Here is a 12,922-nt window from a genome sequence, read left to right on the forward strand (position 1 = left end):
CCATGAGCAAATCCGACTCCCAACGCGCAGCACTGGCTGCACTCCAGGCCGAGCAGGCCGATGCCCTAGCACGCGAGGACAAAGCCATTGCGGCCATGGTCGCCGGCCTGCCCGGCGATGCCCGACTTGTTGGCACCGTGCAAACCATCCGCAACGAGCTCGAACAATTGGCCGAACAGATCAAGATTGCCGAGAAGGCAGTCACTGCAGCCGATGCCTACGAGCTGTCCGAAGCAGGCATTGCCCAACAAGCCAAGGGCGTGCAGCACCTGGTCACAGCTGAAGGCAGCGTGCTCAAGGCAGTGCAGGCTGCCCAGGCTGTGCAGCAGATCCTCGAAGGCCAACTGGCACCCGCGGTGGCCAAGCTGGCCGAGTGCCACGCGACCTTTTCCAACAACATGGTCGGCTTTTACAAGACAGCACTGGCCCACGACCAGAACGGCCGGCTCAATGCCATCGTGTCGTCCAGCGGCCTAGAGCGCACAGGCGCCGATTCCATCCTGGCCATGGTGGACGATGCGCTTCGCCCACTGTCCATTGGCCGCGGCCAACTCGCCTTGCAATACCAGCGCACCTATGGTGAGCAGCTCGACCTCGCTGGCGAGGTGCGCAAAGCACTGAGCGGGGCCGCAGAGCGCATGCGTGGTGTGGGTGAGCGCGAAGGTTTGCCGCTATGAGCTGGGACGATGCAGCGCTGGCTGCAAGGCTGTACCCGACGATGGCCAAGGGCAATGCCCCCGCGCCATTCCGTGCAGCTGAACCGCAAGCAGCGCCAGCACCTGTAGCAGCGCCCAGCAGCTACGACGACATGGCCAGTCGCATGGGCTACAAGGACCAACCCGTTGTCAGCAACGAGTTCGCCACACTGGCCCCAGGCAGCTTCGAGGAGCGCGCAAGCCGCATGCCATACGAGCAGAACCAGGCGCCTGACCTGGGTGACGACGACCAATCTGTTGACGCCCCGGTCCTGGCGCCAGTACCCGACGCCGTGCAGGAATTGCGCGACCAGGACAACAAGCGCGGCATGTACCAGAACGCATTCACCGAGGTGCTACCTGACCAAATGCTTGGAGACAGCGATCTGCCCGAGCCAACGCAGAAGGCCATGGTCGCTGAGCTGCGCGAGATGGCCACTGACGTGGCCGCATCACCCGCCGATGTCGACCTCATTCGCACTATCGGCAACGAGCTCCAGGCGCCACCCAGCCAGGCAAAGCTCACAGAGTGGAGCGACCAGACCGCCGACTTGCTCAACAGCACGTTTGGCGGCACAGCCAGCATGGCACTGGCCGACGCCCGCAAGCTGGTGGCCAGAGATCCACGCTTGGGCCGAATCCTCGAAAACAACGGGCTCGGCTCGCACCCAAAAGTGGTGTTGACCCTGGCCCGACTCGCACGCCAGGCACGCCTGGACGGAAAACTTTAACCCCTGGAGAACATCACCATGACAACCATCAGCCCCAAAGCACTCGCCACCCTGGAACAACTGGCCGAGATCCACGAATTCGCCAAAGGCATGGCCGCAGTCGGCAGCATCGAGCAGGCCACCAAAGAAGCGCACGCCGCGCATGCCCACCAGAGCCAGATCGTGGAAGAGGCCAAGCGCAACGCCGTGATGTTTGTGAACCATGCGAAGGTCCAGGCGGACATCCAGGCCGCGGCCATCGAGGCAGACACCGCAGCGCTGAAGGCCCGTTACGACGAGCTCAACGAGCATTACCAGGCACAGGTGGCCGCCAAGGCCCAGCTCGACTCTGATGTGGCCACCGCTGAAGCAAAGCTCAAGGCCGCCACCGACAAGCTGGCGCAACTGGCTGCAAGCCTGGCCTGACCAATGGCCGACACCCAGGCCAAGCAGAGATCTGACGCGCAGGCAGCCCTGCTGCGTCGGTTCTGCGCGGATGCGCAAGCCCTGCTGAATCAGTTCACGGAAGACTTCGCCATGCTGGACCAGGGCCTGCCCATTGCGCCACATGACCCAACCCCGCAGCCTGGTGCCACCAGGCCGCTGCATTGAAGGAACCAAAGCCATGACCCAGCCCCAAGTGTCCGAGCAACTTCCCTTCGACATTCGCATTGCCCTGGTGAAGGCCGCGCAGATCTCGCATCCAGTCCAGCGCATTGCCGCCATCGAGGCCGCGCAAGCGCTGGGCCGTTCACATCGCCCAGATCTGTTCCAGCCGGTGCCGCTGGTGGAGGCCATCCCTTGCGCATAGTTGCAGCCCAGTGCAATGCCCGCGGCTACCGCCTGGGTGAGAGCCACCATAAAGCTACGCATTCCGACAAAGTGGTTGAGCAAGCGCGGGCGTTGCACTTTGCGCAAGGCATGCCCTCTCGCCAGATCGCCAAGGAAATTGGCGTCCACCGCAGCACGGTAATGGGTTGGCTTACCGGGCGTCAGCGCGTCCAAAAGTGGGTGAAAGTGAAAATGGTGAGGGTTTACGAATGAGCTATGAACTTGACGAGCTCGATGACGACCAAGACCGCGCACCGGATGGCCGTTTTGTACCTGGCCACAGCATTAAAAGCCCCGGGGCGCCGCGAGGACTTAGCCCGTCTGAGAAGGTGCGCATCCTCCTGGAGCCCGACCGAGAGGCCGTAGTGGCCAAGCTCACCGAGCTGGCAAAACTTGGTGATTCAGCTGCCCAAAAGCTCTACCTGGCTTATCTGGCCCCAGCTCCAAAACAGGAATCTGAGCGCATCGTTATCCCCGGCCTGGCTGATGCGGCCACCCCGAAAGAGAAGGCCGATTGCATCATTGCTGCTGTCGCACAAGGTCAGATGTCATTTGAAGCGGGCGAACGCGGAATGCGTCTGGTCTCCATATACACGCAGGCCCTAATTGCCACCGATCATGAGATCAGGTTGGCAGCGCTGGAAGAAGGCAAGCTGGCGCTGCTGGTGGATGAAAAGATTGCCGCAGACGCAGCCAAGCCGCCACCGGCCGACGATGACGACATTTGTGACCTTGTATGAGCGCAGCACCCACAGCATTTGATAAGCGACTCGCCAGGGCAGAGTCCACTGCCGCACTGGCCGCCAACGAGGTGCCCATCTGGCAGCCGCTGCCTGGCCCCCAGACCATGGCCTACGAGTCCCTGGCTGACGTGGTCGGTTTTGGTGGCGCAGCCGGTGGCGGCAAGACCGACCTGGCCGTGGGCAAGGCCCTGACCAAGCACAAGCGCATTGCAATCTTCCGCAGGTTTTCAACCGAGATGCTGTCGATCATTGATCGTGTCGCCGAGGTGGTGTGCACCCGCGACGGTCTCAACTCAGTAAACGGGATCTGGCGCATGGGTGACCGGGTCATTGAGTTTGGCTCAGTGCCCAATGCAGACGATGTGCGCAAGTACCAGGGCCGCGCCAAGGACTTGCTGGTGATCGACGAGGCTGCCAACTTCTTGGAGCCCCAGGTGCGCTTCCTGATGGGCTGGGTGAGAACCACAGACCCCAAGCAGCACACGCAGACACTGATGTGCTTCAACCCACCCACCAACGCTGAAGGGCGCTGGATCGTAGACTTCTTCGCGCCATGGCTGGACAAGAAGCACCCCAACCCGGCCATGCCTGGTGAGCTGCGCTGGTTTGCCATGGTGGATGGCCGTGAGACCGAGGTGGTTGACGGTGAACCGTTTGCCCATGGCACCGACCTGATCCAGCCGCAATCCCGCACGTTCATCCCCTCTAGGATCAGCGATAACCCCTACCTGGCCAGCACGGGCTACATGGCCACGTTGCAGAGCCTGCCAGAGCCATTGCGCTCTCAGATGCTGCATGGTGATTTCGACGCCGGCAGCGAGGACGACGCCATGCAGGTGATCCCGACGGCCTGGGTGGAGATTGCCCAGGCGCGCTGGAAGAAGCTCGATGTCAAGCCCGCGATGGACTCTGTCGGCGTTGACGTTGCCCGCGGTGGCAAGGACAACACTGTGATCAGCCGGCGCCATGGCTGGTGGTTTGACGAGCTGCTGACCTATCCAGGCGCAGCAACACCCGATGGCCCCAGCGTGGCCGGGCTGGTGATTGCAGCACTGCGCGACAGGGCACCCATCCACCTGGACGTGATCGGTGTCGGCGCCAGCCCGTATGACTTCCTGCAGGAGGCACGCCAAAACGTCTACGGCATCAACGTCAGCGAGTCACCCAACACCACCGACAAGTCTGGCCGGCTGAAGTTCGCAAACCTGCGCTCACAGCTCTGGTGGCAGATGCGTGAAGCGCTGGATCCAAACAGCAATAACGGCATTGCGCTGCCGCCTGACCGCAGACTGCTGTCAGACCTGTGCTCACCCAAGTGGGAGCTGCGCGGCAGCGTGGTGAAGGTCGAGTCCAGGGAAGATATCTACAGCCGCATCAAGCGCAGCCCTGACTTTGCCAGTGCGCTGATGCTGGCCATGATCGACAACCCACGCCTGGACGAGTTCTATGACGCCGCTGCAGCCAAGCGCCGCCGGGGTGAATACGACCCCTATGAATATCTGAAGGACACCCCGGTCAAGCGGGAATACGACCCCTTTTCAGCGAGCTGGGCATGACCACCTGGACCACCTTCGACGTGATCGGCCAGCGCTTTGTGTGGGGCACTGCCCACCATGACCAGGGCGTGCTCACTGTGCGCCTGGGTGACCGTGTCGGCGTAGTGGCCGTGGAGGTCACCCCGCTGCACGTCCTGGCCAAGGTGCTGCTTCGTGAGCTCGACCAGGCAGAACAGACCGAGCAGCTCGGGCAAGCCATTGCCGCGGCCAGGCGCCGAGTGAAGTGGCTATGAGTAACAGACAACCGAAGGAGAATCAAAATGTGTAGTCCAGTCGCAGGAGCCTCAATGGGGTTGCAAATATTCGGGGCGCTCAGCTCTGCCAACGCGGCCAAGGCCAACGCCCAATCCCAGCAAGAGCAGCTCAATTTCACGGCCAACCTGGCCGACGTCAACGCACGCACCAGCGAGAGCCAAGCCCAGCAGACCCTGCTGGCTGGGCAACGCGAAGAGCAAAAGCTGCGCATATCGACCTCTGCCCTCAAGGGATCGCAGCGGGTGGCGCTGGCCGCCAACGGTGTGGATCTTGGTGTCGGCAGCGCTGCCCAGATCCTCACCAGCACCGACGTGCTGGGTGAGATCGACGCCAATACCATCCAGGCCAATGCCATCAAAAGTGCCTGGGGCTATCGGGCGCAGGCCAGCAACCAGACCAGCCAGGCCATGAGCTCAAGGGCCGCGGCCAGCGCCATCAGCCCGAGCTCTGCGTTCTCCAGCAGTCTGCTGGGCAGCGCTGGCCAGGTGGCATCGAGCTGGTACACCATGGGCAAACAGGGCGCCTGGGACAAACCAGCCCCTGACTACAGCGCATTCGCGGACCACAAAGGCCAGGGTGGGAGATAACAGCGCAACCGCTGGGGGCAGGCCCGGGCGCCTGTTGGGCCGGGCTAAAGGCAACTTGCTAACCTATTTATGATGTTGGATTGGTGCGACAATGAATTTCATATAAAAAAGGGAGGTCGCATGAAATTTGTTCTTTCTATCTTTATTGGCATATTGCTGAGCGGATGTGGCGGTGGCGGTGGCGGTTCAGGTGGAGGAACAGGCGTCTTGCCGTCAGACGTCACCCTTTCAGGAACCGTAGCAACCGGAAAAGCGATTGCCGGAGCAACAATTGCTGTCAAATGCCAAACAGGCACAGGCGCAGGAACCTCAACTGCGGACGGTGCCTACAGCCTTGTGGTTGTAGGTGGGAAATTGCCGTGCTTGGTGCAGGGTATTAATCCGATAGATAGTTCAAAGATACACACGGTTGCAACTGGAAGTGGCAATTCCGCCGTTGCGAACATCACGCCCCTTACGGAGATGGTAACTGGGCGTTTGTTGACAGTTGAGCCATCAGTATTCTTTGCTGCCTTCGATACTTCTGTGGCTGCCAGCAAGATCACTGAATTAAAAGTGAAGGCTGCACAAAATGACGTCGCGATGGTACTGACCGGCACGGTTGATACCACTGCACTCGTTGATTTCATTGGGACACCGCTGCACGCTGCTACCGGGAGCAATCCGACCGGTGGCGACGCGCAAGACAAGATGCTGGATGCGCTCGGTTCAAAGATTAGTCCACAACAGCTTACGCAAATTGTGACAGCGCTCGCGCACACCATTAATGCGGCTGACGTAAAGCAAGTTGTCACCAATATGATGTCAGTGCCGCCTGCGGCTAATGCTGGTCCTGACCAGAGCGCAATTTCGGGAACTGTTATTACTCTAGACGGCAGCGCAAGTACAGCTGGCCCCAATCGCACGTTGACCTTCGCTTGGGCACTTACATTGAAGCCAACTGCAAGCACAGCAGTCTTGTCATCGTCAACTGCAATGAAACCAACTTTCACAGCCGATGTCGCAGGCACCTATGCGGCTAGTCTTGTGGTCAATGACGGACAGGTTAATAGTAGCGCCGATGCAATCAATATTACAGTCAGCGCAGCAAATGCAGCACCAGTAGCCAATCCAGGAACCACGCCAAGTTTTGTATTGGTTGGTCAAGTGGTGATGCTTGATGGAAGCGCTAGTTCAGATGCAAACGGCGACACACTGACATACGCTTGGACAGTTACTGCAAAGCCTGCATCGAGCACAGCAATTCTGTATTCTCCAAATACTGTGACACCTAACATTGCACCTGACGTTGCGGGAAACTATGTTGTCAGCCTCACAGTAAACGACGGGAAGGTCAATAGCACAGCGAAAACCGTCTCGATAAATGCAGTGAATAACGTGCCTCCTGTTGCCAACGCTGGGCCTTCTCAGACCGTGGCACCCGGTGCCATGATTGCGCTTGACGGTACATCTAGTTCTGACGCTGACGGTGACCCGTTGACTTATAGCTGGGTTTTGGATACCAAACCGAGTGGTAGTCAAGCGGTGTTAGTCTCGCCGACGTCATCAAAACCCTCGTTCACCACAGATGTGGCTGGAAGTTATACCGTCACACTCGTAGTCAACGATGGCAAAGTGAACAGCGCTTTAGCTTGGATGGGCGTAAGTGCTGGGACCGCCGGCATAACTGGGCAAGGTGATTGGCAAACAACGCTCCAACCGCGTGACATAAATGGGGATGGAGTCGTCGATGCCTATTACGACACCGTTCAAAATATTACTTGGCTTGCCGATCGCAATTTCCTTGTCAATCTAAGTCTGCCAAGTTTGACATGGGCCGATGCTAAAACCCGAGTAGCGTCTCTGAATGTCTACGGAGTAACTGGCTGGCGCCTTCCCGAAATGAAGGTGATATCTGGTCAGGCAATCACATCTGAGTTTAGTGATTTGTATTTCTTTAGGTTGGGCAATGTCCAAATGAACTGGAACAATATTGGGCCATTCTGGTTCGAAAAACCCTTCGCATGGCACAACCCCCCGCCGCCAGGTTGGTATTGGACTGGAACCGCCAACGGGAATGGCAGTCCTTGGGGTTTTTCCCACGGCCTTCACGACACAATCTATTTCGATGCAAACAGTAAGCTTGCTGTCTGGCCTGTAAAAACTGGCGATGTTCGTTAACAGACTGCGGTGATGACCTGATTGCGCCTGCTACAAGGCCAGGCGTTAAAAGCCCAAGGCCCTGGCGTGACGCTCGGCCTCGTCCCGGGTGAGCCCTGGGTTATCGAGCATGGCGCCGGCAATCGGGTCGAATGCCGTTTCCTTGGCCTTGAGCAACTTCACCAGGCGTTGCTTACTGCCTGGCTGCAGCTTGCCCTTGCGACGGCATGCCATCACGTCGTGTTGCTGTTGCGCAGTCAGGGTGAAGTCCTCGTAAGGGTCACCCTCATATTCTGTTGGGTCGAAGTCGTTCATGCTGCTCTCCTTGCACGAAAGCGCTCTGTGTCGCTCTGGTCCCAACCAAAGCCGGTGGTCTCACCGTAGGCAGTCACCAGGTCCAAGCGCTGAAACCTTGCCAGATCGAACTCACCCCAAGCCGCGGCACATGGGCCCAGGAGCTCACCGCGGTGCTGGTCGGGGTGGAAGACCGCGACGCAATCCTGGTGCAGCTCGTTGGCCAGCTGGCGCAGCGTGTCGGCGTCAAAGCTGTCCAGGCCGGCCACCAGGCGTGGCACCGACTGGCCGTGGTCGAGGTAGTCGGCGCGGTGGTGGAAGCATTCGCCCAGGATAGCCAGGGCCTGGATCTCGCGCAGGGTGATGTCGGCCGGCGTGTTGTCCTGGTCGCGTACGTCCAGGCGAATGTTGATTTCAATCATTTGGGGTTACTCCATTCCGCTTGGAGTGACGACGTTTGCAATTTGCGGATGTCATGCAACGTTTTAGCGGTTGGGTCAGCCCCGCAATAGTCATAAATCGGCTGGTTGGTGGTGGCCAACGCTCAAATTTTACGCCTGGTAAACCCGCTGCGCAAACCGTCTGAAAATCCCGATACCGTCAAGCGATGCCGCAGACCACCCGGCGATACCGTCAATCGCCCAAAGTGCTCTGTATATAGAGTGCGGCGTGGTGGGTCATGCTTCTACAATCAGATCTATGCAAAAGACGACCCAACAATTGACGGTATCAATGACGGTATCGCCGTTTATTAACAACGGTTTTTCCCCTCTGTCACTAGTGAAAAGCACTATCCTATTGACAATTGAGTGGGAATAAACACCTGAAGACCTGACTGGAGGTTGTCTTTGAAAGTCCAACTTTTGCGATCCCTCCGTTTTCCCTATTGGCTCTTGCTCTGGAGCATGGCCGCTAGTTTGCCCTCATGGGCACAAGAACGGTCTTCGGTCATCATTTCCGAAAAGCATGCTTTTCGACTGGCCACCTTGGTGACCGGGCTGGAGAGCCCTTGGGCGGTGGCATTTTTGCCCGATGGCCGCATGTTGGTCACCGAGCGGGCGGGGCGCATGCGTTTGGTGGGGTCAGATTTTCGTCTGGACCCCAAACCCATTGAAGGGCTGCCTGAAGTTGTTGAGCGCGGGCAGGGCGGTTTGTTTGATGTGGCCTTGCACCCGCAATATGCCCAAAACGGCTGGATTTATTGGGCTTACAACGCGCCCGGTACGGGCGGCTGGGGCACAGCTTTGGCGCGGGGCAAACTCCAAGGCCAGCGCATGACCGAGGTGCAGGTGCTTTTCAGCATGCAGCCCAAAACCCGTTCGAGCCAGCATTTTGGTGGGCGCATCGTGTTCGATCAAAACGGGATGTTCTACCTGACCCTGGGCGACCGGGGCGACAAAGACCGCGCCCAAAAGATGGATGACCATGCCGGCTCCGTCATCCGATTGCACGACGATGGCCGCGTGCCCGCCGATAACCCTTTTGCCAAGCAGGCAGGGGCATTGCCCGAAAAGTGGACCTTGGGCAACCGCAACATGCAGGGCGCGGCCTTGCACCCTCAAACAGGCCAGCTGTGGACCCACGAGCATGGGCCGCAAGGCGGTGACGAGGTCAATGTGATGCGTCCGGGTCTCAATTACGGCTGGCCGGTGATCACTTACGGGGTCAACTATGGCCTGGGTACACGCATTGGCGAGGGGCAGACCAAGCCCGGCATGGTGCAGCCCTTGCACGTGTGGGTGCCTTCGATTGCGCCTTCGGGCATGGCTTTTGTGAGTGGCCCGCAGTTTCCCCATTGGCAAGGCAATTTGCTGGTGGGGGCATTGCGAGGGCAAATGCTGGTGCGTCTGGTGCTCGATGGCGAGAATGTCATCCGTGAAGAACGTTTGCTGCAAGGCCGGGCAGGGCGCATTCGCGATGTGCGCATGGGGCCGGACGGTTTGGTTTATTTGTTGAGCGATGGCTCCGACGGCGCATTGATGCGGCTGGAGCCTGTGCGACCTTGAGCATCGCCATGGATGCCCTGACTTTTGGTAACCTCAGGCACCATGTACCTGCCAAAGCACTTCAACCATTCAGACCCCGCCATCGCCCAGCGCATCATGCGCGAACACCCGTTGGCGTCCATTGTCTCGGTGGGGCCGGATGGTTTTCCGGTGCTCAGCCACATTCCATTGCATTGGCAAGCGGCTTCACTGTGGTCAGATGGCCCTCAGTCTGAGCATGGCGTTTTGCTAGGGCACTGCGCCCGCGCCAACCCGCAGGCTCAGTTGCTGGTATCGACCCCCCAGGCCTTGGTGAGTTTCATGGGGCCGCAAGCCTATATGTCACCGAGTGTCTATTCTGAAAAACAGCGCGTTCCTACGTGGTCTTATTTGGCGGTGCAGGCCAAGGTGCTGACGCGCATCATTGACCCGCACGAAGACCGCGACCGTTTGCTCAAATGCCTGATTGCCGAGCACGAACCGGCGTATGCACAACAGTGGCGCGAATTGCCCGACAACTACACTGGGGCGATGCTCAACGGCATCGTGGCTTTTGAAATGCAGATCACCGATCTGCAATGCGCGGTCAAGCTCAACCAGCACCGTCCTGAGGCCCATGTAGCCATGCACTCGGCTTATGCCCAAGGCACCGAGCAAACCCAAGCTCTGGCCCGTTGGATGAAAGACCTGGGGCTGGTGCCATGAACCAGGCCGCCAGCGACCGCACGCAAGATACGCCACGCCAGCAACTGACCGATGAGCAGGGCATGCGCCTGGCACTGGCGCAGGCACAACTGGCGTCTTCAGCGGGCGAGGTGCCTGTCGGTGCTGTGGTCGTCAAAAACGGCCAGGTCATCTCCATGGGGCGCAATGGTCCGATTGCCAGCCACGACCCAACAGCGCATGCCGAGGTGGTGGCGCTGCGCGAGGCGGCACGCATCTTGGGCAATTACCGGCTGGATGGCTGCACGCTGTATGTGACGCTGGAGCCTTGTGCGATGTGCAGCGGTGCCTTGCTGCATGCCCGGGTGGACCGTGTGGTGTTTGGCGCCCCCGACCCGCGCACCGGCGTGGCCGGTTCTGTGCTGAACCTGTTTGGTCACGCGCAGCTGAATCACCAAACCGAGGTGACGGGTGGTGTGCTGGCCGACGAGTGCGGCCAGCTGCTGAAGGACTTTTTCAGGCCCAAAAGAATGAACCCCCAACCCCTGAGAGAAGACGCGCTGCGCACACCCGATGCCGCGTTTGCCGAGTTGATCGACTACCCTTGGCCGCCGCATTATGTGAACGATCTGCCCAGCATCGCCGGGTTGCGTTTGCATTACCTGGACGAGGGGCCAAATGACGCACCTCTGACCTGGCTTTGCCTGCACGGCAATCCGGCTTGGAGTTACCTCTACCGCAAGATGATCCCGGTCTGGTTGGCGGGGGGACATCGCGTGGTGGCGCCCGACCTGATCGGTTTTGGCAAGAGCGACAAGCCCAAAAAAGACAGCTTTCATCAATTTGAAACGCACCGCCAGTCTTTGCTCGAGTTGATTGATCGACTGAATTTGCAGCGTGTGGTGTTGGTGGTGCAAGACTGGGGCGGCATTCTAGGCCTGACCTTGCCCATGGCCGCGCCAGAGCGTTACCAAGGCCTGCTGGTCATGAATACCACTTTGGCCACGGGTGAGGCGCCCTTGAGCGCAGGTTTTTTGGCTTGGCGGGATTGGTGCCAGAGCCAGCCCTTGTTTGACGTGGGTAAGTTGTTCAAGCGCGGTAACCCTGGAATGACGCCGCAGGAGACGGCGGCTTACAACGCGCCGTTCCCAGACAAAGGCTTTCGCGCCGCGCTCAGGGCATTTCCGCCCATGGTGCCGGAGTTTGCCGATTCACCTGGCGCAGCCATTTCGCGACAGGCGCAGGCTTTTTGGCGCGATCACTGGCGAGGCCAAACGCTCATGGCCATTGGACAGCAAGATCCGGTACTTGGAGAGCCCGTGATGCGCCATTTGCAAAGCCAGATCCAGGGCTGCCCTGAGCCAATGCTTGTGCCCGATGCGGGTCATTTTGTGCAAGAGAAGGGCAGGGCGATTGCCCAGGCAGCTGTGCGACACTTCGAGCCCTGATTCTTTCGCGCAGCAAGGTCTGTCGACACCCGCAACTGCGGCACGCATGACCGATCATCCCATTCCCAAAATCATGGCTCACATTTACATTTTTTCTCCCTCCAGCGCGGTGCGCGACAAAGTGGCTTTTCGCAGGGGCCTCAAACGGCTCAAAGCCCAAGGCCATGAAGTGGAAGTCGACGAGGCGGCGCTGGCCAGTCACATGCGTTTTGCGGGTGACGATGCCACGCGCATTGCTGCCATCACCCGCGCGGCGGCCAGTGGGGCCAATGTTGCACTCATCTCGCGCGGCGGCTACGGCCTCACGCGCATCCTGCCCGCCTTGCCCTACAAGCAGATTGCCAAAGCCATTGACGCTGGCACGCAGTTTGTGGGCCTGAGTGATTTCACGGCGTTCAACCAAGCGGTGTTGGCCAAAACCGGACGCATCACTTGGCAGGGGCCGGCCTTGGGCGAAGATTTTGGGCCTGAACAAGAACCCGACGACATCATGCAAGCCTGCTTTGACGACTTGTTGCTGGAGCAAGGGGAGGGCACGGGCTGGCAACGGCCAAAGGTTGAGGCTGAGCGCCGCGTGGTGGTGAAAGACGCGCCGCTGTGGGGCGGCAACCTGACAGTGCTGACCTCATTGCTCGGCTCGCCCTATTTCCCGCAAATCAAAGCTGGTGTGCTTTTTTTGGAAGACGTAGGCGAGCACCCTTACCGGGTAGAGCGCATGCTGACCCAGCTGTTGCATGCAGGCGTTTTGGCCCAGCAAAAAGCCGTTCTGTTCGGTCAGTTCAGCAACTACAAGCTGGTGCCAGCCCATGACAAAGGCTTCAAACTGGCCACCGTGCTCGACTGGCTGCGCAGCCAGATCAAGGCGCCTGTGCTTTCGGGTCTGCCCTTTGGTCATGTGCAGACCAAGGTCTTGCTGCCTGTTGGCGCCAAGGTGGACCTTGTCACCGAAGGGCGTGACGCGCTGATGGTTTGGGGTCACATTTGACACGCTGAAAAACAATATCCATCAAGAAATA

At 59.3% G+C, this 12,922-nt stretch carries 17 protein-coding genes; 15 read left to right on the forward strand and 2 right to left on the reverse strand.

The window, feature by feature from the left end:
• Window positions 1-2 precede the first annotated feature (2 nt).
• From B9Z50_RS06880 to B9Z50_RS06930, 11 genes are all read left to right on the forward strand, one after another.
• The gene (locus tag B9Z50_RS06880) at window positions 3-677 is read left to right on the forward strand and encodes a hypothetical protein (RefSeq protein WP_108362918.1); all 675 of its coding nucleotides are present in this window, start codon (window positions 3-5) and stop codon (window positions 675-677) included.
• On the forward strand, window positions 674-1,426 hold the full coding sequence (locus B9Z50_RS06885) for a hypothetical protein (RefSeq protein WP_108362919.1): 753 nt from the start codon (window positions 674-676) through the stop codon (window positions 1,424-1,426). Before B9Z50_RS06880 ends, B9Z50_RS06885 begins: the two co-directional genes overlap by 4 nt.
• An 18-nt stretch (window positions 1,427-1,444) precedes the next feature.
• On the forward strand, window positions 1,445-1,831 hold the full coding sequence (locus B9Z50_RS06890; protein WP_108362920.1) for a hypothetical protein: 387 nt from the start codon (window positions 1,445-1,447) through the stop codon (window positions 1,829-1,831).
• A gap of 3 nt (window positions 1,832-1,834) precedes the next feature.
• Window positions 1,835-2,017 carry a hypothetical protein gene (locus B9Z50_RS06895; RefSeq protein ID WP_108362921.1) on the forward strand — a complete coding sequence of 61 codons (183 nt, stop codon included), beginning with the start codon at window positions 1,835-1,837 and terminating at the stop codon, window positions 2,015-2,017.
• Window positions 2,018-2,030: 13 nt separating this feature from the next.
• Window positions 2,031-2,216: a hypothetical protein gene (locus B9Z50_RS06900; protein WP_108362922.1), complete on the forward strand. Its 186-nt coding sequence runs from the start codon at window positions 2,031-2,033 to the stop codon at window positions 2,214-2,216.
• Complete coding sequence (locus tag B9Z50_RS06905; RefSeq protein WP_108362923.1) at window positions 2,207-2,449, forward strand: helix-turn-helix domain-containing protein; 243 nt, start codon at window positions 2,207-2,209, stop codon at window positions 2,447-2,449. Before B9Z50_RS06900 ends, B9Z50_RS06905 begins: the two co-directional genes overlap by 10 nt.
• Window positions 2,446-2,976: a hypothetical protein gene (locus B9Z50_RS06910; RefSeq protein WP_108362924.1), complete on the forward strand. Its 531-nt coding sequence runs from the start codon at window positions 2,446-2,448 to the stop codon at window positions 2,974-2,976. The genes B9Z50_RS06905 and B9Z50_RS06910 overlap by 4 nt, the downstream gene beginning before the upstream one ends.
• Window positions 2,973-4,535 carry a terminase gene (locus B9Z50_RS06915; RefSeq protein WP_199221682.1) on the forward strand — a complete coding sequence of 521 codons (1,563 nt, stop codon included), beginning with the start codon at window positions 2,973-2,975 and terminating at the stop codon, window positions 4,533-4,535. The genes B9Z50_RS06910 and B9Z50_RS06915 overlap by 4 nt, the downstream gene beginning before the upstream one ends.
• The gene (locus B9Z50_RS06920; protein ID WP_108362925.1) at window positions 4,532-4,768 is read left to right on the forward strand and encodes a hypothetical protein; all 237 of its coding nucleotides are present in this window, start codon (window positions 4,532-4,534) and stop codon (window positions 4,766-4,768) included. Before B9Z50_RS06915 ends, B9Z50_RS06920 begins: the two co-directional genes overlap by 4 nt.
• A gap of 54 nt (window positions 4,769-4,822) precedes the next feature.
• On the forward strand, window positions 4,823-5,377 hold the full coding sequence (locus B9Z50_RS06925; RefSeq protein ID WP_199221683.1) for a hypothetical protein: 555 nt from the start codon (window positions 4,823-4,825) through the stop codon (window positions 5,375-5,377).
• A 120-nt stretch (window positions 5,378-5,497) separates the two neighbouring features.
• Complete coding sequence (locus tag B9Z50_RS06930; RefSeq protein WP_146183177.1) at window positions 5,498-7,537, forward strand: PKD domain-containing protein; 2,040 nt, start codon at window positions 5,498-5,500, stop codon at window positions 7,535-7,537.
• Between the two features lie 45 nt (window positions 7,538-7,582).
• Here B9Z50_RS06930 and B9Z50_RS06935 read toward each other — a convergent pair whose 3' ends face one another.
• Both B9Z50_RS06935 and B9Z50_RS06940 read right to left on the reverse strand, forming a co-directional pair.
• Window positions 7,583-7,831 carry a hypothetical protein gene (locus B9Z50_RS06935; protein WP_108362927.1) on the reverse strand — a complete coding sequence of 83 codons (249 nt, stop codon included), beginning with the start codon at window positions 7,829-7,831 and terminating at the stop codon, window positions 7,583-7,585.
• On the reverse strand, window positions 7,828-8,232 hold the full coding sequence (locus B9Z50_RS06940; RefSeq protein WP_108362928.1) for a hypothetical protein: 405 nt from the start codon (window positions 8,230-8,232) through the stop codon (window positions 7,828-7,830). Before B9Z50_RS06940 ends, B9Z50_RS06935 begins: the two co-directional genes overlap by 4 nt.
• A gap of 426 nt (window positions 8,233-8,658) precedes the next feature.
• Between B9Z50_RS06940 and B9Z50_RS06945 the strand changes: the two genes are divergently transcribed.
• The 4 genes from B9Z50_RS06945 to B9Z50_RS06960 all read left to right on the forward strand — a co-directional run bounded on the left by B9Z50_RS06945 (window position 8,659) and on the right by B9Z50_RS06960 (window position 12,891).
• Window positions 8,659-9,816 carry a PQQ-dependent sugar dehydrogenase gene (locus B9Z50_RS06945; protein ID WP_233249796.1) on the forward strand — a complete coding sequence of 386 codons (1,158 nt, stop codon included), beginning with the start codon at window positions 8,659-8,661 and terminating at the stop codon, window positions 9,814-9,816.
• A 42-nt stretch (window positions 9,817-9,858) separates the two neighbouring features.
• Window positions 9,859-10,500 (forward strand): FMN-binding negative transcriptional regulator, encoded by a 642-nt coding sequence (locus B9Z50_RS06950; protein ID WP_108362930.1) that lies wholly within the window; start codon window positions 9,859-9,861, stop codon window positions 10,498-10,500.
• Window positions 10,497-11,906: a tRNA adenosine(34) deaminase TadA gene (tadA, locus tag B9Z50_RS06955; protein ID WP_108362931.1), complete on the forward strand. Its 1,410-nt coding sequence runs from the start codon at window positions 10,497-10,499 to the stop codon at window positions 11,904-11,906. The genes B9Z50_RS06950 and tadA overlap by 4 nt, the downstream gene beginning before the upstream one ends.
• A gap of 73 nt (window positions 11,907-11,979) precedes the next feature.
• On the forward strand, window positions 11,980-12,891 hold the full coding sequence (locus tag B9Z50_RS06960; protein ID WP_108363643.1) for an LD-carboxypeptidase: 912 nt from the start codon (window positions 11,980-11,982) through the stop codon (window positions 12,889-12,891).
• Window positions 12,892-12,922 lie beyond the last annotated feature (31 nt).

Origin of the sequence: Limnohabitans sp. Bal53 (assembly GCF_003063355.1) — a bacterium.
Classification (GTDB): domain Bacteria; phylum Pseudomonadota; class Gammaproteobacteria; order Burkholderiales; family Burkholderiaceae_C; genus Limnohabitans_A.

What these genes read in the sequence shown, in the direction of transcription:
- B9Z50_RS06880 (WP_108362918.1), top strand. Translation starts at nt 3, where the DNA reads ATGAGCAAATCCGACTCCCAACGCGCAGCACTGGCTGCACTCCAGGCC.
- B9Z50_RS06885 (WP_108362919.1), top strand. Translation starts at nt 674, where the DNA reads ATGAGCTGGGACGATGCAGCGCTGGCTGCAAGGCTGTACCCGACGATG.
- B9Z50_RS06890 (WP_108362920.1), top strand. Translation starts at nt 1,445, where the DNA reads ATGACAACCATCAGCCCCAAAGCACTCGCCACCCTGGAACAACTGGCC.
- B9Z50_RS06895 (WP_108362921.1), top strand. Translation starts at nt 1,835, where the DNA reads ATGGCCGACACCCAGGCCAAGCAGAGATCTGACGCGCAGGCAGCCCTG.
- B9Z50_RS06900 (WP_108362922.1), top strand. Translation starts at nt 2,031, where the DNA reads ATGACCCAGCCCCAAGTGTCCGAGCAACTTCCCTTCGACATTCGCATT.
- B9Z50_RS06910 (WP_108362924.1), top strand. Translation starts at nt 2,446, where the DNA reads ATGAGCTATGAACTTGACGAGCTCGATGACGACCAAGACCGCGCACCG.
- B9Z50_RS06915 (WP_199221682.1), top strand. Translation starts at nt 2,973, where the DNA reads ATGAGCGCAGCACCCACAGCATTTGATAAGCGACTCGCCAGGGCAGAG.
- B9Z50_RS06920 (WP_108362925.1), top strand. Translation starts at nt 4,532, where the DNA reads ATGACCACCTGGACCACCTTCGACGTGATCGGCCAGCGCTTTGTGTGG.
- B9Z50_RS06925 (WP_199221683.1), top strand. Translation starts at nt 4,823, where the DNA reads ATGGGGTTGCAAATATTCGGGGCGCTCAGCTCTGCCAACGCGGCCAAG.
- B9Z50_RS06930 (WP_146183177.1), top strand. Translation starts at nt 5,498, where the DNA reads ATGAAATTTGTTCTTTCTATCTTTATTGGCATATTGCTGAGCGGATGT.
- B9Z50_RS06935 (WP_108362927.1), bottom strand. Translation starts at nt 7,831, where the DNA reads ATGAACGACTTCGACCCAACAGAATATGAGGGTGACCCTTACGAGGAC.
- B9Z50_RS06940 (WP_108362928.1), bottom strand. Translation starts at nt 8,232, where the DNA reads ATGATTGAAATCAACATTCGCCTGGACGTACGCGACCAGGACAACACG.
- B9Z50_RS06950 (WP_108362930.1), top strand. Translation starts at nt 9,859, where the DNA reads ATGTACCTGCCAAAGCACTTCAACCATTCAGACCCCGCCATCGCCCAG.
- tadA (WP_108362931.1), top strand. Translation starts at nt 10,497, where the DNA reads ATGAACCAGGCCGCCAGCGACCGCACGCAAGATACGCCACGCCAGCAA.
- B9Z50_RS06960 (WP_108363643.1), top strand. Translation starts at nt 11,980, where the DNA reads ATGGCTCACATTTACATTTTTTCTCCCTCCAGCGCGGTGCGCGACAAA.